Here is a 19,202-nt window from a genome sequence, read left to right as displayed (position 1 = left end):
GCCCCGGCGGGCCGAGGCGTCATGCCGCAAAGCAGGGCTTAGCGGTTGGCGAAGTACATGGTCACTTCGAAGCCGATACGCAGGTCAGTGTATGCAGGTTTGGTCCACATGGGCGTTCTCCTTCCGGATGGGGTTGGGGTGTTTCAGCTACTCGTTGGGTGCCGCCTGGAGCAGGAGGTTCCATTTGCTGAGATAGCGTTATCTTACAAGAAAATTTTGTACCGAAAGGTTAATTCTTTGATATGCGCCCTTGTAGAAAACGTAACAATCTTCGATTGGTCAGTTCCAGGACGCATCTGGAGCGGCGCTGTTAGCCAGGCAGAGCCAAGCGCGATCGGTACTGAGCAGGTCACGTAGCATGTCGTCCAGATCTGCTTGTCGTGTATTCAGGATAGACCACTGAAGTGCAGGCAAGCTGGCGCGCTGGCTGGCCAGGTGTGTCTGCCAAGCCCATTCGGCGACCTCGGCGTTGGCCATGGCAGGTTCGTCGAATTGCTCGGCCAGTGCTTGTCGGGCGTCGGTGTCGAGTGTGACACCTTGGCTCAGAAGCTCGCGCAGGTGGCCGAGGATTTCGGCGTGACTGGCATGTGGCGACTGCACGCCGAACAGCAGGCCACCGATGCCCTCGACCTGACGGAAGGTACTGAAAACCGCGTAGCCGAGTTGCAGTTCGACGCGCAGGCGTTGGTAGACCGGGCCTTGCAGCAGTTGCGCCAGCAGACGACCACAGGCCTGCTGCTCGGCAGCCAGTGGGCAGAACAGCAACAGGGCATTCTCACTGCCCGCTATCTTGGCATGCTGCCAGCGATGGCCAGTCCAGAGGGCGGCAGGCGTGGGCGCAGCGCCTTGCCCGGGGCAGCCCTGCAGCACTGCGCCCAGTGCCTGCGCGGCGTGGGTATCGAAACCCGTCGCGAGGCCCTGCCAGTGGCTGTGCTGCCAGGCGTCGTTGAGGCGTGACTGGTCGACGGTGCATGAGGTAGATGCTTCGGGGCAGGTGTCGAGCACTGCGTCAGGTAGTTGCTTGATCAGCGCCCTGATCGGTATCAGGGTGGGCGCCTCAGGCGGCGAAAGTTGCCAGTTGGAGGGCGCCTGCAAAAGCGCCAGGGCTTGGGCTGTGGCGCGTATCACGGCAGCCGGGTGGCCAGCGCAGCGCAACTGCCAGTATTCGCCTGACGCACTGAACTGCAGTTGCACACAGGCCTGCTCGCAACGCATTTGCAGGGGGTGCAAGGCGCGCTCAAGCACGCCATAGAGATGCTGGCGCAATGCCGAAGGGAGGTGCCAGCGCAGATAAAGCGCTGCGTATTGCCTGGCTGGCGGAAGCAGGTCGCAGAGGGTGAGCGCACGTGGCAGCGCTGTATTTTCAGAAATGGGCAAATCATCGAACAACAAAGGCTCGGCCGCAGGCAGATGCCATTGCGCGTATGCGCGGCACGGCAGCTGCTCAAGCAATGCTGCAAGCGCGGCGAGAGCTTGCGTATCCAGCGATGCGAACGGTTGTCTGGCGCTGTCGCGGCGGGCCAGTTCCAGTGCGCTGGCATTGCGCTCGCGACGTTGCTGCAAGAGGCCGAACGCGCCATTGAGCTGGACGGGGTCTGACTGGCGGATGAAGTCGAACCAGCCGTGCAGAAGCTTCCGGGCTTCGTCGAAACTCGCATCTGGGCCGAGCTTCAGGTCGATGTGCCAGAGCAATTGACCGGCGAAGGCATATAGCTTCTCGACCTTGAACCCTTTGAGCCAGCCACGTCGCTGCAGTGCATCCAGCCAACTGCCGGGGCGGTTATCGCCGAGGCAGGCCATCAGCAGCTCCAGCGCCTGTTCTGCACCTGCAGGCAAGCCTTCGTGAGCGAACAGTAGCGGCTCGTTGGCAGCCAGGGCGGGTGGCAATGCTTGGGGCACAGTTGCGCGCGATTCGAAGATACCGGCGAATTGCCTGCCGAGTGGTTCCAGTGCATCCAGTGGCTGCGGGCCGCACAGACTCAATGTGATCTGACCGCCCTGGTAGAAGCGCTGGTGAAAACCGGTGAGGGCTTGCTGGAAGGCAATATTGCCTAAAGCGAGGGAATAGCGGTTGCCTGCATGAAAGCCGACCAACGGATGATCGCCTACCACCGACTGCAGCAAGGCAAACGCCTGTTGTGCTTGCGGGTTGCGTGACCAGGCGATGAATTCGGCGTGGATGACTTCCCGCTCGCGGTGCTGGCGCTCGATGCTCAGGTCCGGCTCGGCAAGCATCTGGCACAGGCGCTCCAGCCCACCGGCCAGCGCGGCCGGTGGTACTTCGAAGAAGAAGTCGGTCGTGCGTTCGCGGGTACTGGCATTGACCTGGCCGCCGAGGGCCTGGACGTAGCGCATCAGGCCGTCTTCCAGTGGGAAGCGCGCGGTGCCGAGGAAGAACAGGTGTTCGAGGAAGTGGGCAAGGCCCGGCCACTGGCGCGGAGCGTCGTGGCTGCCCGCGTGCACTCGCAGAGCTGCAGCCGCGCGCTTCAGGCGCGGGGCATGACGCAAGGTCAGTTGCAGGCCGTTGGCGAGTGCGAGGTGGCGGGTGGTGTCAGGCATGGGAACTCCGGGGCAGGTGTTCATGCTAACCCATTTGTAAGGCAGGCCCGGCCCATTCGCGGGTAAACCCGCTCCCACAGGCGTTGCGCAGGACCAAGGCCTGTAAAAATGCTCTGGGAGCGGGTTTACCCGCGAATGGGCCGCAAAGCGGCCCCTGTCAGCCCTGAAGCAGATGCAACTCTCGACGCAGATCGGTCAGATAAGGAAACGCCTCACGCCCCCGCACCACCCGCTCATGCTCCAGTTCCGCCAGCAGCAGGCACTCGTCGCGCCCGGCCATGGCCAGCAGGCTGCCGTCCGGCCCGATGATGCTGCTTTGCCCGCAATACTGGATCTCGTCTTCGGCCCCGCAGTAATTGGCATAAACCAGGTAGCACTGGTTTTCCTGCGCTCGCGAGCGCACGGTCACCTGGCAGACGAAATCGTAAGGCGCCATGTTCGCGGTCGGCACCAGAATCAGCTCGGCACCTGCCAGCGCCAGGCGCCGGGCGTTCTCCGGGAACTCGATGTCGTAGCAGATCAACAGGCCGACCTTCCAGCCTTCCAGCTCGACCACCGGGAAATGGTCGGCGCCAGGGCTGAACATCGACCGGTCCAGCTCGCCGAACAGGTGGGTCTTGCGGTAATTGCTCAGGCTGCGGCCATGGGCATCGATCAACTGCACGCTGTTGTAGATCGCCCCGTCATCGGCACGCTCCGGGTAGCCATAGACGATGGCGATCCGGTGCGCCTGAGCGATTTCCACCACCGCCATGGCCGAGGGGCCATCGTCGGCTTCGGCCAGCCGTTCGACCTGCGCCAGGCCAATGTTGTAGCCGCTCAGGAACATCTCCGGGCACACCAGCAGCTGCGCGCCACGCTCGGCTGCCAGTTGCGCCTGGTGACGCAGCCGTTGCAGGTTGCCGGGCACGTCCAGCGGGTTGGGTGCGCCCTGGAACAGAGCGATGCGCATGCTGCCTCCTTGGTTTCAGTCGGCCAGGGCGATCGGCCCGATCTCGTCGAACACATCGCCCGGCCCTGGGTTGTCCGGGTGGGTGTGGCCACCGAAGTGGTTCATGATACCCCACACCGCATTCAGCGACGTCTGTACTGCGCCTTCGACCCAGGCCGGGGTCCACGACACGTCGTCGCCGGCGATGAACATGCCGCGTTGTTCGGCGGGCATGTCTTGCTGCATGAAGTGCGCATACATGCGTTGGTTGTAGCGGTAGTGGCCCGGCAGAGCGCCCTTGAAGGCGCCGAGGAAGTGCGGGTCGGCTTCCCAGGAAATGGTGATCGGGTCGCCGATGATGTGCCCGGCGATGTCGGTTTTCGGGTAGATCTTTTTCAGTGCATCCAGAGCCAGCTGCACGCGCTTTTCCACCGGATGCGGCAGCATCTTCAGGGCGTCACTCATCCAGGCGTAGGACAGGCAGATGACGCCCGGCTTGTCGTCACCATTATCGAACAGGTAGGTCCCGCGGGTGAGGCGATCGGTAAGGGTCATGCTCATCAGATCGCGGCCGGTCTGTGGGTCCTTGTCCTTCCAGAACGGCCGGTCGACCATGACAAAGGTTTTCGACGACTGCATGTAGCGGGTGCGGTCCAGGGCCATCCACATTTTCTGTGAGAACAGCGACTCTTCACAGTCGATCTGGGTGGTCAGCAGCCAGCTCTGGCAGGTGGCGAGCACCGCGCCGTAGTGGCGGGTGTCACCCCAGTTGTCGGTGACCGCCAGGCGCCCATCGGCGGCACGTGCAATGCGTTTTACCCCGGTGCGCGGCGCGCCGCCATGCAGCGAACTCAGGCTGGTGCCTTGCGGCCAATGGGCGCAGCGCTCCGGCACATGGCGCCAGATACCCTGAGGGACTTGCTCCACGCCGCCGACGATCAGGTGCTGGTGGTCATCGCAGTTGGTCATCACCACGCGGAAGATTTCCAGCATCGAGTTGGGGAAGTCCGAGTCCCAGCCGCCGGTGCCGAAACCGACCTGGCCGAACACTTCGCGGTGCTGGAAGCTCAGTTGGGCAAACGAGCGCGAGGTGGCGACAAAGTCGTAGAAGGTGCGGTCGTCCCACAGCGGCACCAGCGTGTTCCACAACTCTTTCAGCCGAGGTACGTCGCGGTCACGGATCGCCTGCTGGATGTCGGCGAACCTGGCACCGCTTTCCAGTGCATCGGCCCAGGCGTCGGCCACTTCATGGAACAGCTTGGGCAAGTCACTGGCTTTTTCCGCGTAGTAGGTCTGGCCTTCGAGGTCGATCACCGTGCTGCCCGAGGCAGAGGTCAGCGGGTTGGGGAAGGGCTTGGTTTCCAGCCCCAGCTTGTCGACGTAGTGGTAGAAGGCGGTGGAGGACACCGGGAAGCGCATGCCACCGAGCTCGGCGATGATGCCGTCGGTGCCGTTGAAGGCCTGCGAGCGCAAGCGCCCGCCGAGCTTCGAGGCCTCGTACACCACAGGCTTGAGGCCAAGCTTCATCAATTCGTAGGCCGCCACCAGGCCGGCGATGCCTGCACCGACAATGGCGACTTCCTCACCGTGGCGCTCGGCCGGGATACTGCCCAGGCCGGCCGGGTGTTCCAGCCAGTCGTCGAAGGCGAAGGGAAAATCCGGGCCGAAGATGGTGATGGGTTGTTTGCCGTCGGCGGGGTGGCGGTTTTTCTTGTTCATGAAGTGACCTTGCCAGAGCGGCTGCGCGAAGGGCGGAGCCTGAGTATAGGAGATGGCTGTGGGTCATTTTATGAAGCGGGGTGTTCGTAATTAAGATGCAGAATGATGTCGTAATGTGTGTTCGGTGGTCATATCGACCGATTCTGTGGCTATTTTGATGATCAGCAGGCAACGCCGATCCCACGCGAAGGTTTAGATGGGCTGCCCCCGATCAACCTTGCTGCTCAGGATGATCGACGTGGTGGTTTTTTCCACTCCCTCGACACTGCCAATTTGGTCCAGCAGTTGGTCGAGTTGTTCCGGCGAATCGCTGCGTAGCCAGGCCACGTAGTCGAATTCGCCACTCACCGCGCACAGCTGCTGCACTTGCCCCATGGCACTCAGCCGCCGGACCACTTCCTTGCCAGAGCGTGGCTGTACTTTGATCCCGACATAAGCCTGCAGCCCACCGCCAATCAGGCGCTGGCCAAGGCGCACGCCATAGCCGGTGATTACCTTGTTCTTCTCAAGCCGCTCCAGGCGCGAGTTGACCGTGGTGCGGGCGATGCCCAGCTGGCGGGCGAGGGTGGCGACGCTTTCGCGGGCGTTGATCTGCAGCAGGGCGAGCAACTGACGGTCGATTTCGTCGAGGGTGATGGGGCGGGCATCCGACATGGTGAGTCTCTACGGTTGGTCCGTTAGCCTAGCCAGCCGTAGATGAGCAGGGCAAGCCCCAAACCCTTGCCGGCAATCGGGCATAAAAAAACCGCGCGGATGCGCGGCTTTTTCATGATCTGGTGGGCCCACACGGACTCGAACCGTGGACCAAAGGATTATGAGTTCGCCAATGACACCGCTACGCTAGGTTTCATTGGGTTACACGAGGAAACGGTACAGTACGCGAAAGCACAGGGCAATCAGTACGTTAGCGAACGGTAGGTTACAAGTGAGGACCTTCGTGCTGTACCGCTAGTGTACCTGTTTTCGAGGTACACCAGCCCGGCTTGAGATCGGTGTTAACGTTGTTCGGCTCAGGCTCAGCGTTCCAACCCTCGACCGGCTGCGGCAGCAGAGCTGCCTTGGTCTCGGGTTATTCGATTTCAGGTCCCGCCTGCTCCGCTGGCTCCTGTGGAGTGTTAACCCCCGCCTGTTGGTTGCCATCAGCCTGTGGTTGGTTAGTCGTCACTGGTTTCGCTGGATTGGTAGGTTTGTTATTCGCTGATTTCACATGTTTCTGTAGAGCTTGTTCTTTTTCCGTAATGAAGCGAGTGTACATTTCTCGAATTTTTGGAGACTCGCCCTTGTTTGATGAGGAAAAGGTTTTATAGTATTTAGTAAATAAGGCTTTGTCCTCTTCAAAGTCTTTTGACCATAGGCTTTTGGGTATTGCTTTTTTGTCGCCTTTTCTTACGGGTGTCGTAGGGAATGTACGATCTAGGACGCACTTGTAAGCGGAGTTGTTTATGGTTTTTACTACGGATCGTAGTGTGCTTGAAACTAAGAGGAGGTCATCCTTTTTAAGGCTTAACGGCTTTTCAAATAGATTGCTATGTGATGTTAAACCCAGTGCCATAGCATTTTTTGCACCAAGCTTTCCAAATCGATGTACGCAGCAGTGTCTGAGCTGACAGACTTTGTCTAGCTCGTCTGTAATGGCGTCATCAATGACAAGGTCAATATCTGTTAGGCTTTTGAATGTTCTAAGGATGTTTTCTGAAGCTGTGAAAGAGTGGTTATCCATCAGCGCTTCAGGCAAAAGCTGTTTGTTATGGTGGAGGGCTGCACCAAAGGTTATTTGCTGGTTCTCTGCACATCTCTGCGAATAGATGTCGATTTGAATTAGTGTTCTGATGATGGCGCGAACATAACTTTCTACAGCTGAGAAATATCCGAGAAACAAGATGTTCGCGAACTCGCTGGAAAGCTCCTCATTATTTATCCATAGAAGATTAAGTCTGTTCGAGTTTTCAATGAATTCGTCGATTGGTGAAAGGTTGCTACTTTTGTGAGACTTATCAAATAGAGCGTCGGTAGAGATAATTTGTGTGAAAGGAGTGACCTTCACGATCGCTGAATAGTCTGCTGATGAAGTGCTAGGGGCTGGTTGTATAGTCATTGCAGAAACTCATCAACGAAGCTTGTCACAAGCTTAATGATTTTCTCGGCACGAGCTTGGCCAACTCTATGTATCTTGCGCAGCTCGGTTCCAGGGTCTTGCACCGATAGTAAATCTCCGATGGTTCTAAACCTCGGAAGATCTTGTTTGAGTCTAGCAGCGGTCCATTTTGTTAAGCCGGGTACTTCGTGGAGTGGCAATGACATACATGTTTCGAAAGTGGAACTGTCAAGGAGTTCAGAGCCGCAGTGATGGCAATATTTTTGAGTCGCAGCAATTCTTTCCTTACCGCATGTAGAGCAAGCTGGCAGGTCAAACCGCAAAGAGCTTATATCCTCTGCAGAAAATAAACTTGAGACCGACCGTCGGAGAGGTTGTCTACTTGCTTTTAGATTTATTTTGTCGACTACTATCCGCGCAGACCAGCCTCGGGCTTTTGCGGAAAATGCTCGCTCATGCAAGAGTGCAGCAATATGGGGCGTAAATCTATCGTACTTGCGGTCCTCTCCATGAGAAACCTTTTCAATCAGCGGATAAAGCAGACCAGCTTCAACCAATAAATTGAACATGCGCTCAATCATCGGTTGTTCTTTAATTCCGGTAATTCCGATTAGCAGTTGCTTTGTGCCTTGAGCTGCGAGCTTGTCATTAGCTTCCTTGAGAAGTAAGACAAGTTTGCTAAATAGAATATTGCCCTTTTCAATAATTGTTCTTAGTTTTGGGGCTTTTATCGCGAGAGTAGAAAACTCCTCGATACGCGCCTCTGCATGGCTTTGGACGATTCTGTTGAGGCCTTGCTGAACGGTAGAAAACTTTTTCTTCTGGAACTCCATGAGCATATGTAGATAAGCTCTAGGTATTCCAAAAGCGGCATATGCTAAATACTCCCGGATGTCCTCAGGAATGTCCGCGAAATCAGTGATCCGATGTTCCGCTATAGACGTCATCGTTTCCAGGTATAGGGGATTAGAAACTGAAAGCCAAACAGGTTCGAAGCCACCTTCCTGTGTTGGGTGAAACCTTGCGCCGTATTCAGTTGTGCCTGGGTATACTGAAGCTTTCGGTGAAATGTGAGGAGTTTTTATACTTCTAAATATCTCAAAAAATTCTGCCATGTATTCTGGCGTAAGTGTTAGTGCTGCGTCGTCAAGAAGAAGGACAGCCCTCGCTCTTTCTGCCAATTGGACGTGATTGTCAATGACCTTTTTAGTGATATGCAGCGTAATGCTATTTGCAAGATCTAGCTCATCCTGCGTTAGCGGCAGGCTACGCTCTAATTTAGCAATTAAGTTCTGTAGTTCGGTGAGGTCTAGGTATTCTAACGCTTCATGCAACTCGTCTGCGCTGAAGTCCTCTTCCTGCTCGTTTATGGCTTCGTGAGTGGCAACGAGGATGCGAGCTAGTACCCAAGTGTGGAAAAGGTTTATAGCGTTAGCACGACTAATGAGCATTGGCTCTAAACGGTAGTACCGATTGAAAGATACGTAGATCGCTAGCGGTTTTCTATTGTCATCCCGACAAAGTATAGATGCATAACGCATCATATGTGTTTTTCCGCAACCGCGCGGTCCAACAATCAAGGTTGTTTGTTTTTTTAGAAGTGTTGCAATTATTTCGTCAAAAAAATCGCTTGTAGCAGTTCCATCCTTGAGCTCCTTGCTAGTGATGTAGTCTGCTCTTTGCTCTAAAGCAATATCAATTTCCTTTTCGTTAATTTCATTATCCATTGCTTTGGAGAGTCCCTTAGTAAATTGGAAGTTCTAGTAAGTAGTCTCGTGGAAGGTGCTTTGCACTTACTCCATGAGCGCGCGACTTCAAAAAATGGCGACCTTCATCAGAAGTCAAAAAAGTAAAGAACCGATCTCTATATCCTACAGGGAGGCGAATACGATATATGCAGTCTGTTATCGGCATTCTGCCGGAAGTGACCATGCATACACGTGTGTGGAGATCTCTACCGACGCGCGCTAGTAGTATATCCCCCGCCTCAGCTAAGACTGTCGAGCTCGAATTAAAATCATGCACATCGTCAAGTGAGATAGTGGTTTCCAACGGTCGCAGATCTGTAGTGTGCAGTACTTTGAATTCCGATTCCCGGGCTTCTTTAGAGTTCAGTCTTCCTCGAGTTATCTCGCAATCCAGATCCTTAAGTTGAACAATGGATTTGCGTTTTTTAGGCAGAGGCGCAGAGTAATAGTCGTAATCTAAAGTTTTTATGGCATCTGTTGCCGAAATCAGAATGGTATGAGTGTCATCCTCTACGTCAGGAAAATTTTTAACCTTGATAGGATTTCCTGGATTTCCATTCTTTGTAATAATTATGATGTGCGCTTGTGCTTCCGTGCCGATAAACATATTTCTCGGAAGTTTAATGACGGTATCTATGGAGTTTTCATTGAGGATGGCTTGCCTCAATGACTTATTTTTCTCCCCAGATACGAAGCCGTCGGGAACGATCAGGCCAAGTTGTCCACCAGGCTTAAGAGATGCTAGGTTTTGAGCTATGAATATAAACTCTGCCGAGGCGTGCCTGATAGTTTTTATGTCGATATTTAGTCCGGCTGACCTTACTATTGAGTCATACCCTGCTTGCCATTTTTGCTTAATGAAAGGTGGGTTGCATAGAGCGAGGTCTACAGACTCAGGTGTGATGCCTATAGACGCTATCAGATCAGGAGATAGTGCATCAGCATGATGGTGTAGATGTTTTACTGGACGGGCAGTTTTATCTTTGGAAAGAAAGTCAGGTTTGCTGTCGATGTCGACAGTGACATACAGGGCATCTACCCATCGGGATGCTGCCGCCCGAGAGAGCGCACCATCTCCGCATCCCAAATCCAAAACTAATTTTGGTGCTATTTCAGAAAGCTCAGAGACTAAAAGCTTGCTGATGGTTTCTTTCGTGTAGTACCTGCCCAATGGGTCGCTGAGAGAGCCTGGTGGAGATAGCATTCTGTGAACCCGAAAAATGAAGGCCGGTAACGTGCCGGTGAGGTGCTATGCCCCCCGGCATCTGGTCTGCGTCAATTGTGCCACGGGCCGGTACCGTTGTAGAGGTCTCTTGTCGAGCAGGGCTATCAGATGACCATGCTGCGTCATACCGCGACAGACTCTGCCGCCCAGCCTTGCTGGCTGACGCCCACCGACGGGCCAGGCAATACGTTGGCGCTGTTGAGTTTCCGCCCGTGAACCGCTGAGCCTAGCTCGACATCGTGTGATGGGAGGCGTAGAGCCTTATCGAGTCAGGCTGCAGCCGAGCCAAGACATATCAAGACATATACAGCGTTAAAGATTCACTCGCACGTGTTCTCTTGGAGTCGGATTGCGGGTTTGCAGAATGTGTCGAGCAGCCCTTACCTCGATCGGGCTCAGACCACCGGTTGCTTGGCCGATTTGAAATTGGCCATAGCTGCTAGAGGTTTTGCTCACGCAATGACCCAGAGCAGCAGAGATATCGTCATCACACAGCCCGGCTCGCTTCCAGTCGCTAGCTGCAGCATTGCGGAGGTGGTACGGACAGATCCTAAACTTTAGTCGGGGCCATAGCCTCTGGCCGGCGGAAGACAGCGCCGCACGCCAATTGGTAGTCTTCTCTACGTTTACTATCGTTGTCGTAATTTCTCTGCTCTGAGCATCCTTTACGCAGATCTCAAAGAGGGCTCTAACCAACGGATTCTGATCCAATTGGTAGATGATCTCCCGCCAGGGTTGCCCCTTGTGGTCAGTCACCTTGATACCATTGTCTATTCTGATAGTCAGCAACCCGGTCTCTTTAGAAAAAATCACTTTGACACCCTTCTCGAGCTCACCTGGCCGACAGCCCGAAACTGCCTCTACCAAATATGAAATTTCGTACTTACTCCCCTCAAGCTGTGTATGTAACTGATTCCGCCAACTGCTAGGAAGATACTTTAAATCAGATCGTTTTGATTTTCGCCTCATCGTGTTCACGAGGGGGCACTGCCCCCGATTTTTTTCAATAATAGTTATCAGCTCTAGCAGTTCTTTAATTACGCTCGCTTGAAGTTTTAGTGACTCCATGTCACCCGCACGCTGGGCTGCATCTTGCTGACGTAGTGCCTCCTGAAGCTGAATTCGGCAGCAGTGCATTGTTGCCGCCACTCGTCTTCGGTATGTGGACTTACTTTGAGTGTCGCAGATCGCAGACCATAGTTTCTGTGGATCAGCCCCGTCATCGCCAACCAAACGGTTGTATTCGCGCACGTAACCATCATCGGTCGACTTGCTTAGATTTTTGGTTGGCAGTTCTTTGATTTGTTGGCGGGCGGTTTTTACGATCTCAAAAATCTCTTCCTGGGTCTTCATAGCGCTTTTCCAGTGACCTAAGTCGTTTGAGCTGGCTGGCTGAAAGGGCACCTTTCGCTACGCGAATCGCCGTTCCGGCGACCGGTGCCCACATTCACGCAGCTGCGTGAATGTGATTTCTTTTTAGGTCACTTACGACCTATTCTTTTTAGGTCACGCATGACTCATCGATTTTTAGGTCACATGTGACTTTTTCTTTGCCTGATCCTTGTGCAGCTTAAACAAGTTTGCTTGAATACTCTCATCGCCTATGTATGGAGACTTTCAATGTCATCCTCCGGATATCAAGTTGGCTTATCTGCTGGTTACGCTCACTCTCGCGCAACCCAAGCGTCATACGAAGCTGTAATTGATGAGTGGCGCTTGCACTCAGAGAGCCTGAAGCGTCAAGTAAACGCTTTAAATGAGCGTATCGAAATCATGCAAGGCCACTTTGAGGCGAATAACTATGTCTTGCTTCTATTGCTGGAGGAGTTAAGAAAGACCTCTCCTAACTCTCCATTGCTGGAAAAGGAAAACAGGGATTCGCTTCGTCAGAAGGCCTTTGATAGATATCTTGAAGATCACGAATATGAGGGGCAAAGTTCACGCCTCCGGAGATAATTAACCTCCAGGAGGCGGCCCCCCCAGCAGTGTGCTGTTGTCTGGCATGCTTCGGCCAGGCGTAGAGCTATCTGGCCCCTTGGAGTGTTTCGCCCCGCCACCCAGACCACCCGCGGCCCCGTGCTTCGTTTCCCTGACGCCGGCGACAAACACATCCTGGCCGCTGTCACCCGTGCGCTCTGCGTCGGCGATACCACCAGTAGATCCGTTACCGATCCATCGCAGGATGTTGTCCGGAACCCAGTGAATCAGGCTGAAAACGATATGGACAACCGTCGTCATCATCACCACATAGATGGCCACGTAAGCGATAAAGCTGACGATGCCCGTCATGCTGTCGGCCTGGATCCCCGAGACAACTGACATGAAGGCTGCATTGATGTAGCCAACGATTGGCTGGGTTAGCAGCATCCCGCCGATGAGGCCGAACAGCATCAGTGCCGGGCGCATCACCAGTGACAGGATCATCATGTACCCCTGGCCAGCTCGGCCAACAGCATCGTCTCCGTCCGGGTGGATGTGGGCCACAGCGAACAGCGGGGCCGCAATAACCGACTCCAGGACAAGAACGAACCAGTTCACGATCGAGGTTACCCAGGTGATGAAAGGGATCATTGGGACGTAGGTGCTGAGCGTCACGCCGAAAGCGAACAGCAAAATCAACAGCGTGGTGATCAGGGTTGAGAGAAACTGGAATACCGCTCCTGCGTCGAAACCGACCTTCACTGTGGCCTGTGCTGCCCAGGAGTTCGCGACGCCGGTGGCGCTGGTCATGGCCGCGAGCATCACCTCGCCGGTAGTCACGATGACATCGCCGAAGCTTTTCATCTGGCTCATGTGGTTGAGGTTGGAGCCGGCTATGCTCTGCGTCATCTGGTTGATCGCACCCATGAACGGGGCGGAAATCATCTTTTTGACGTATTCCCATGCCCCTTCGCCATCGCGGGGCTCACGCACGTTGGTCTCGGCATAGTAGGTGTTGCGCACCGAGTCGACGCGGTGCTTGGCATATTCGTCGGCGGTGAGCATCACGTCGGCATAGGTCTGGAGTGTCTCCTTGGTCTCCTTGTCGACGATGGCAATGGGGTCGGCTGCCGGTAGGCCGTTCAACGTCGATTGCATCACATCGTTCATTTTGACGATGTGGTTGTACCAGGTGCCGGCGAACAACCAGCCACCGTCCTTGGCGGCTTTGAGGAAATCAGCTGCCGCCCGATCACTGGTCTGCATTACGGCTGTCTTGGCGGCGGCGCGAAGCGAGTTCTCATAGGTGTTCGCTGCGGCGTCTATCACGCCAGGGGCCGGTTTCTGTCCAGCTACGATTTGCTGCGCAGTCGGCCGGATGTCCTGGATCATCTGCTGAATGGCTTTGGCGTGGGCGGCGAGAATTGGTTCTTTGATGACCTTGGTGTTGCTGTTGCCTTCCGAGGCCTCCCAGGATTGCTTCCAGGTCAGGGCACCGCAGACATCAGGGTTCATGTAGGAGTTATCGTTCGCCTTCCACTTGTAGTCGGTGACGGTATAGCTCGCTTTGTTGTACTTCTGAACCATATTGATGCCGCCATAGACCGGTATGGCATCGGTAATGTCAACGTCAATCTCACCGGTGTTGACGACCTTGCGGGTGGATGCGACAGCTTGGATGCGTGTCGACCGACCAGAGGCCTCGAACTGCTTGTTCATCGCCGCGGTGCAAACTTCGAACTTCAGGATGTTGGCGGCCAGCGGCCGGGAGTCTGGAATGAGCGGTCGGGAAAGCATGCCGTCCTTGCCGATTTGGTCTACCGCCTGGCTCCAGATTGCGTCTCCCACACCCACGCCCTGTATCGCAAGCCAGAGCACCATGATCTGGATCAGTGAGTAACCATGCCCGAGCGGCAGCAGCAATGCGCCGCCCGCAGCGGTGCGGAGGGGAATCCAGATGTCGCTCATCTTCCGGCCTAGGACCTCACCATCCTGAGCGGAGTCCACGGTGCCTTTGATCGTGGTGTAGGCGATGAAGAGCATTCCCAGGAACATCACTGCTCCGCCGAACACCGACATCATGCTTCCAAGCACGTCTTCGGTTTCGCCACCCTCCACGTTTCCACCGGAGTGAATGGTGCCGACGATCGAGCCGAAGACTTCCTCCAGGAAGTCCACAGATGTATCACCTGGCGGTGGGGTGAACTGGTTCAGTCCGCCTGAGGAGTTAGCGTGAGCTGTGCCTCCGAAGAGAGCGGCCAGAAGTAGGCAAAGCAGCAGCGATTTTTTCATCTGGCCGTACCCCGCTGTGCCGGCGGTAAAACTAGAGGCGTGACACTAGCGTCAAACACATACAGCAACGCATACGGGATGCCGGCGAGCGCATAAAACTGACCCCCGCCGGACAAATACTGTTGCACGGCATAAAGGGCCAGGACGGCTGTTGAGGGGAACAACCACCAGCCTGGGAGTCCACCCCAAGCACGATGTTGCCCGAAGGGAACTGCTAGGTTGGTGAGGAGTAAAAGAAGGTAAAAAATTCTGTGCGTTAGACGGCTAAAGCCCGGTGAGCCAAGCCAGCTTATTAGGCCGGGCATGCGAGGATCTCCGCAACTTCTGGGGTTCTGTAGTAAACACGGCGACCAACTTTTACAGAGGTACCATTGAGGCTTCGATAAAAATTATCGTTTTTGTAACGGGTGAGATGAACGCGAAGGGCTTCTGGAGACTTGCCTAAAAGCTCTGCGAGTTGGGCAGGAGACATCAAAAGTCCAAATTTTTCGACTAGGGCTTCTTCGAATCGACTTTTCATCGGAACGCTCCACAACTTGGGGGTAAGTGTTGTGGCCTATTTAAATTCGGCGGCTCATATGCGGTCAACTAACGTGGCGTTATGTCTTGTACCGCTAATTTGTTATTTTGGCGTATTGTTGCGTATTTTTTGTTGTTATTTGTTATTGTTTGGCGCTTTTGATTACTCGGGGTTAGCGGCCCTATACGCTTATATGAAAAAAAGATCTAAGAATGGTACTCCCCATAAGTTTTCACCTTCGCCCCATAAGCTTTCACTTTTAACCCCATATGTTTTCACCTTTGCTCCCCATAAATGTTCACCTATTAAAGTTGTCGCCCCATATCTCTTCACCTTTCGCCCCATATCCTTTCACCTTAGGCCCCATAAGATTTCACCTTAGATTGGTAAAGTCCTTTAAATTCAATGAGTTATGAAAAAATATAGTTTCCTCTGTTTGTATGTCTTAAAGAAAAAACAAACAGACTGACCGGAGGGCTGGACTAAAATTAGCGGGTGGAGATAAAGTGACGACGCTGGATGGGGTTGCAGCCCTATCCAGCGTCTGACCAAAAAGATCGACAGGAGATCCTAATGGCTTCCAATATCCTACCACGTCAGCTTTTTCCTCAAAACCTCACGCATGATTTACTAACAGAAGTCGCACCAGAGCTTGATACCCTCAATGGTGAGATGCTGTTAGAAAAATTCACTGGTATGTTGCAGCCAGCGCTGGATGCTGTTGTAGGTGCATACAAACTGGCGGCTGCTAGCAAAGTGACAGAGCAGGCATTCCAATTGTTTTTAGAAAACCTCGTTGTGGCTGCTGACGAGGAGTAAGGCTGATGCATCCGCTGAAGAGGTTAGTCCAGGGGGAGCTTCATCACGCCAATCCTGAAGTATTGGTTGAGACTGCTTTGAATCTTTGGTACCACCCTGATCCTATGCCTCTGGTTCTAAAGGTCGTTAATGGCCTCCAAGATATAGAATTGCGTCGAGCCCTGTATACCCTGGATCGTTTGAGGCGTTATGGTACCGCGCTGACCGAGCAAAGACGTATAGAGTTGACAGAGCTCGTACGCTCACCACGTTGGGACTCATTGAAAATCTTTTTTGTGCTTTCGCCGCCACCACCCTGGGGTGGCGGCGAAAGATGGCCAGATATACTCGCGCAGGGATGGGGTTTGGGTGAGGCAGAGCGGCTTGATACCGCCTGCATCTTGAAATACCAGACTCGTCATTATGCTGCTAAGCGGCGTAAAGGTCAGAGTTGAGGAGCAACGGGTGGACGGGTGCGAGATCGCAGAATACTTGATCAGCTGTTTACATCGGGATTGACGGCGTCGTTGTAGAACTATTATTGATGAGAAGCTGCTTCCCTTGGAGCAGTTTTATTATTTTCATTAATAATGTTTTTCAGGATTTCCTTGGTCTCGCTATCTGTTGTGCGAGGCGGACTGCAGCTGATTTTTATAAACTTATAACCAAGCTTAACATCAGGTATCGCTAGCGCCGCACGATCATCCGGCATCACCGCAACGTTAACGCCGTTAGTATCTTCAAGTCCGCAATATGATGTTGGGAGGTGGAAGGATGAAAATGCAATGGCCTGCCTTAGTCTAGGCTCATAAAAGCTCTTGCTTGCAATTTTCTGCATTAGCGTAAGTAGTATTATGGCTCCAAGGGAAAGTGCAACTATTGCCATGACTGGTGAGAATTTGTTCTTTTCGCGAAGGGGGCGTTTTTTGTTTTTGTTACGATGTTCATCCACTAGGTTCTTAACTAAAAGAGCTGGGATTAATGGTAAACTCGCATACCCAAAGGCTAATGATGCAGCCAAGAGCCATATTGTTGGCGTCAGGATTAGAGTAAGAAATAGTTGAGTGCCTGGCAGGTCTGCAGGAGATAGCCCGCTAAGCTCAGCAATTGCTGCATCGGAGTAAATCTTTGAAAGTGTTGCTACGCATACCACCACTGGTGTGATGAGGGTCTTAAATAGCTCCCAGTGCCGCCCAATAAAGGCAGAGACTCTCCAATGATAGTAAAGAAATACAAAGGCGGAGAGGCAGTTTATTGACAGTACGGTTAGCGCAGTTGTTGAGTTGGATTTGTTCCCCATGATTGCAGAAAGGCCCAGTGTGTAAAATGCAGCTGTGGCAGCAACGAAAGCTGCGGCTGAATATTCTAGCTTTTTCCAGCGCTTGATCCTGCGTAGTCGTTTATACCACCATATTTTTTTGTCTCTTGAGTTCAGGATATTTGCAGTACATCCCAACAGAATCGGTAGGAGGAAAAATATTCCAAATAGAGTTATTGCGATCATGCTATTCCTTGATCGTTGGTTTTATCGTTGGCTACTAAAACAGGTGGATAGTATGTTCAATTGCGCAGCTGGTGAGGCATGGATGCCGCGCCAGGGCCGGGCGGCTTCATGCCCGGGCCTGGCCACCAGCGCCGGCAGGGATGCCGGAAAACGATCTATAAATTCGCACAGGACAACATTTCTTCGCACAGCAAGATTAGTGCGACTTCTCTCCAGTAGTTGGTTCTGGCTTGGAAGCGAGCCAGGACAAGCTTGAGAAGTTCTGCTTCAGGAAAAGGATGGGTCTCATTGAGTTCGCTATATGTCAAAAGGTCTAGCCCGAGCTGCCGACTAGCGAACTTGTCCGTAGGAAGCATCGCTAACGTTCTTCCGCGATCGTCTAGGCTACGCTTCAGCGAGCTGAGCAATCCGCATATAGTGGAATCAGGCGAAGAGTTTGAGGTGCTGTGTGTCGCCTCCTGCTCATTCAGGGAGGTGGCTACACTCCTGATAAAGTCCTCCCCCAGTGCCATACATCTATCAGAGTCTGCTTGCGATAGAATTGGAGCCAGTAGCTCCAACTCTTCCTGCCTCTTTAGGCGTAGCTCATCGAACGTCATGCTTTTCGCTTTTTCTTCGGGCGGCCGATAGCATCTAAATCTTTCACCAGGTCTTCGGCTCTCAGATGCGTATAGCGCCGGAGCATCTGCATAGATTTATGCCCACTTATGGCCGAGACCTTCTGGTCCGACATGCCGCTTTCGACAAGCCGACTCACTGCTTCATGGCGTAGATCGTGAAAGCGCAGATCAGACATACCTAGCTTGGTCTTGAGCAGTCCCCATTTCTTTGTGAAGGCATAGGGCCGGCGTTTACCGTCTTTACCTGGCTCGCCAAAGAATACGAGGTTGCAATCGGTTGGTCGTACTGGATTATCCAAAGCGGCCTTGAAGGTGTCCGTAGCCTGTTTGGTGAGAGGAACGGTCCGGGCACTATCATTTTTTGTGTCTGACAGGCGCACTACACGCTTTTTCAGGTCGACCTGGTGACAGCGTAGACCTGTGATCTCCGATGAGCGCATGCCTGTCTCCAGGGCGATACGAACGATCCAGCCAAGCATAGGGTTGCTGTGTGTGCTAGCGGCGCTAAGCAGGCGTCGTTCTTCATCGGCTGACAGTCGGCGGTCGCGACCTTCTCCAGGGCTCGGCTTGCGAATATTGAGCACCGGGTTAAATGTCAGTCCGAGCCCCCATTCTTGAATCGCCACGGTATAGAGATGGCTAAGCAAGGCTATCTCGAGGCGCACGGTGTTATTGCTAACGGGGACGCCACGCTTGCTCAGGGCGCCCAGTCGAGTGTCGCGGTAACTGGCGATAACTTCGGCGGAGAGGGCGGCCAAGGAGTATTTGCCCAGATGTTCGATCAGCTGCTTGGCCTTGGTCGCCTCGGCTTTCTGCGTGGTGGGTTTTTTACTTGGGGTGACCTCGGCCAGATAGCGCTCCAGTGCTTTCTCAAGCGTTAGGCGCTCTGAGCCGCTGCGCTGGATGTAAACCCCTCGCACCATTTCGTCCTCGGTACGACGTGACCAGTCTTCTGCGTCGCGTTTAGTTCGGAAGGTTTTAGAGTTGGTGGGCCATCCCGTTTTGCGGATGACAGCTTTCCAAGTGCCGGCAGGGGTTTTGACAATTGTGGCCATCTGAGGACTCCAAAGGCGAGCAGACAGAACTGCACTGTACCTAAATTGTACCTTTGGACCATAGGATTATTCGTGAGGCCACACCTCTGAAAAGCACAAAGCCGCGCAGTGCGCGGCTTTGAAGGTGGTGGGCCCACACGGACTCGAACCGTGGACCAAAGGATTATGAGTCCTCTGCTCTAACCGACTGAGCTATAGGCCCTCAGTAAGTGCGCG

16 protein-coding genes and 1 tRNA gene are annotated in these 19,202 nt (G+C 53.9%); 3 read left to right on the top strand and 14 right to left on the bottom strand.

Features of this window, described 5'->3' with window-relative positions; translation table 11 throughout:
• Nucleotides 1-38: 38 nt before the first annotated feature.
• The 9 genes from pqqA to APH27_RS10845 all read right to left on the bottom strand — a co-directional run bounded on the left by pqqA (nucleotide 39) and on the right by APH27_RS10845 (nucleotide 11,630).
• Entirely contained in the window at nucleotides 39-110 is a 72-nt protein-coding gene (gene pqqA / locus APH27_RS25840; RefSeq protein ID WP_003243383.1) for a pyrroloquinoline quinone precursor peptide PqqA, read from the bottom strand.
• A gap of 169 nt (nucleotides 111-279) precedes the next feature.
• Nucleotides 280-2,559 (bottom strand): pyrroloquinoline quinone biosynthesis protein PqqF, encoded by a 2,280-nt coding sequence (pqqF, locus tag APH27_RS10870; RefSeq protein ID WP_060484789.1) that lies wholly within the window; start codon nucleotides 2,557-2,559, stop codon nucleotides 280-282.
• Between the two features lie 157 nt (nucleotides 2,560-2,716).
• Complete coding sequence (locus tag APH27_RS10865; protein WP_027917487.1) at nucleotides 2,717-3,511, bottom strand: carbon-nitrogen hydrolase family protein; 795 nt, start codon at nucleotides 3,509-3,511, stop codon at nucleotides 2,717-2,719.
• Between the two features lie 15 nt (nucleotides 3,512-3,526).
• Nucleotides 3,527-5,209: an NAD(P)/FAD-dependent oxidoreductase gene (locus tag APH27_RS10860; RefSeq protein ID WP_060484788.1), complete on the bottom strand. Its 1,683-nt coding sequence runs from the start codon at nucleotides 5,207-5,209 to the stop codon at nucleotides 3,527-3,529.
• A gap of 192 nt (nucleotides 5,210-5,401) precedes the next feature.
• Nucleotides 5,402-5,863, bottom strand: coding sequence for an Lrp/AsnC family transcriptional regulator (locus APH27_RS10855; protein WP_027917485.1), 462 nt, complete (start codon nucleotides 5,861-5,863; stop codon nucleotides 5,402-5,404).
• 415 nt (nucleotides 5,864-6,278) lie between these two features.
• On the bottom strand, nucleotides 6,279-7,304 hold the full coding sequence (locus APH27_RS26400) for a hypothetical protein (protein ID WP_156335874.1): 1,026 nt from the start codon (nucleotides 7,302-7,304) through the stop codon (nucleotides 6,279-6,281).
• Complete coding sequence (locus APH27_RS10850) at nucleotides 7,301-9,031, bottom strand: hypothetical protein (protein ID WP_060484787.1); 1,731 nt, start codon at nucleotides 9,029-9,031, stop codon at nucleotides 7,301-7,303. Before APH27_RS10850 ends, APH27_RS26400 begins: the two co-directional genes overlap by 4 nt.
• Nucleotides 9,032-9,047: 16 nt before the next feature.
• On the bottom strand, nucleotides 9,048-10,256 hold the full coding sequence (locus tag APH27_RS25835) for an N-6 DNA methylase (RefSeq protein WP_082435083.1): 1,209 nt from the start codon (nucleotides 10,254-10,256) through the stop codon (nucleotides 9,048-9,050).
• Nucleotides 10,257-10,589: 333 nt separating this feature from the next.
• Entirely contained in the window at nucleotides 10,590-11,630 is a 1,041-nt protein-coding gene (locus APH27_RS10845) for a hypothetical protein (RefSeq protein WP_060484786.1), read from the bottom strand.
• 267 nt (nucleotides 11,631-11,897) lie between these two features.
• On the opposite strand from APH27_RS10845, the gene APH27_RS10840 reads away from it, so the two are divergent.
• Nucleotides 11,898-12,233, top strand: a complete 336-nt coding sequence (locus APH27_RS10840; protein ID WP_060484785.1) for a hypothetical protein — start codon at nucleotides 11,898-11,900, stop codon at nucleotides 12,231-12,233.
• On the opposite strand, the gene APH27_RS10835 is transcribed toward APH27_RS10840, so the two are convergent.
• Both APH27_RS10835 and APH27_RS25830 read right to left on the bottom strand, forming a co-directional pair.
• Nucleotides 12,234-14,489, bottom strand: coding sequence for a DotA/TraY family protein (locus APH27_RS10835; protein WP_060484784.1), 2,256 nt, complete (start codon nucleotides 14,487-14,489; stop codon nucleotides 12,234-12,236).
• A gap of 292 nt (nucleotides 14,490-14,781) precedes the next feature.
• Nucleotides 14,782-15,009: a hypothetical protein gene (locus APH27_RS25830; protein ID WP_079743374.1), complete on the bottom strand. Its 228-nt coding sequence runs from the start codon at nucleotides 15,007-15,009 to the stop codon at nucleotides 14,782-14,784.
• Nucleotides 15,010-15,582: 573 nt separating this feature from the next.
• Between APH27_RS25830 and APH27_RS10830 the strand changes: the two genes are divergently transcribed.
• Complete coding sequence (locus tag APH27_RS10830) at nucleotides 15,583-15,828, top strand: hypothetical protein (protein ID WP_060484783.1); 246 nt, start codon at nucleotides 15,583-15,585, stop codon at nucleotides 15,826-15,828.
• A 5-nt stretch (nucleotides 15,829-15,833) separates the two neighbouring features.
• Nucleotides 15,834-16,262 carry a hypothetical protein gene (locus APH27_RS26395; RefSeq protein ID WP_139832990.1) on the top strand — a complete coding sequence of 143 codons (429 nt, stop codon included), beginning with the start codon at nucleotides 15,834-15,836 and terminating at the stop codon, nucleotides 16,260-16,262.
• An 83-nt stretch (nucleotides 16,263-16,345) separates the two neighbouring features.
• On the opposite strand, the gene APH27_RS26390 is transcribed toward APH27_RS26395, so the two are convergent.
• The 3 genes from APH27_RS26390 to APH27_RS10815 form a co-directional block, all read right to left on the bottom strand.
• Complete coding sequence (locus APH27_RS26390) at nucleotides 16,346-17,311, bottom strand: hypothetical protein (protein ID WP_156335873.1); 966 nt, start codon at nucleotides 17,309-17,311, stop codon at nucleotides 16,346-16,348.
• 595 nt (nucleotides 17,312-17,906) lie between these two features.
• Entirely contained in the window at nucleotides 17,907-18,986 is a 1,080-nt protein-coding gene (locus APH27_RS10820) for a site-specific integrase (protein WP_060484781.1), read from the bottom strand.
• Nucleotides 18,987-19,111: 125 nt separating this feature from the next.
• Nucleotides 19,112-19,188: transfer RNA gene (locus APH27_RS10815), tRNA-Ile, on the bottom strand.
• Between the last annotated feature and the right edge of the window lie 14 nt (nucleotides 19,189-19,202).

Origin of the sequence: Pseudomonas sp. NBRC 111123 (assembly GCF_001320205.1) — a bacterium.
GTDB lineage: Bacteria > Pseudomonadota > Gammaproteobacteria > Pseudomonadales > Pseudomonadaceae > Aquipseudomonas > Aquipseudomonas putida_J.
The sequence above is the reverse complement of the archived record's forward strand: the minus strand, read 5'-3'. Positions and strand labels throughout refer to the sequence as shown.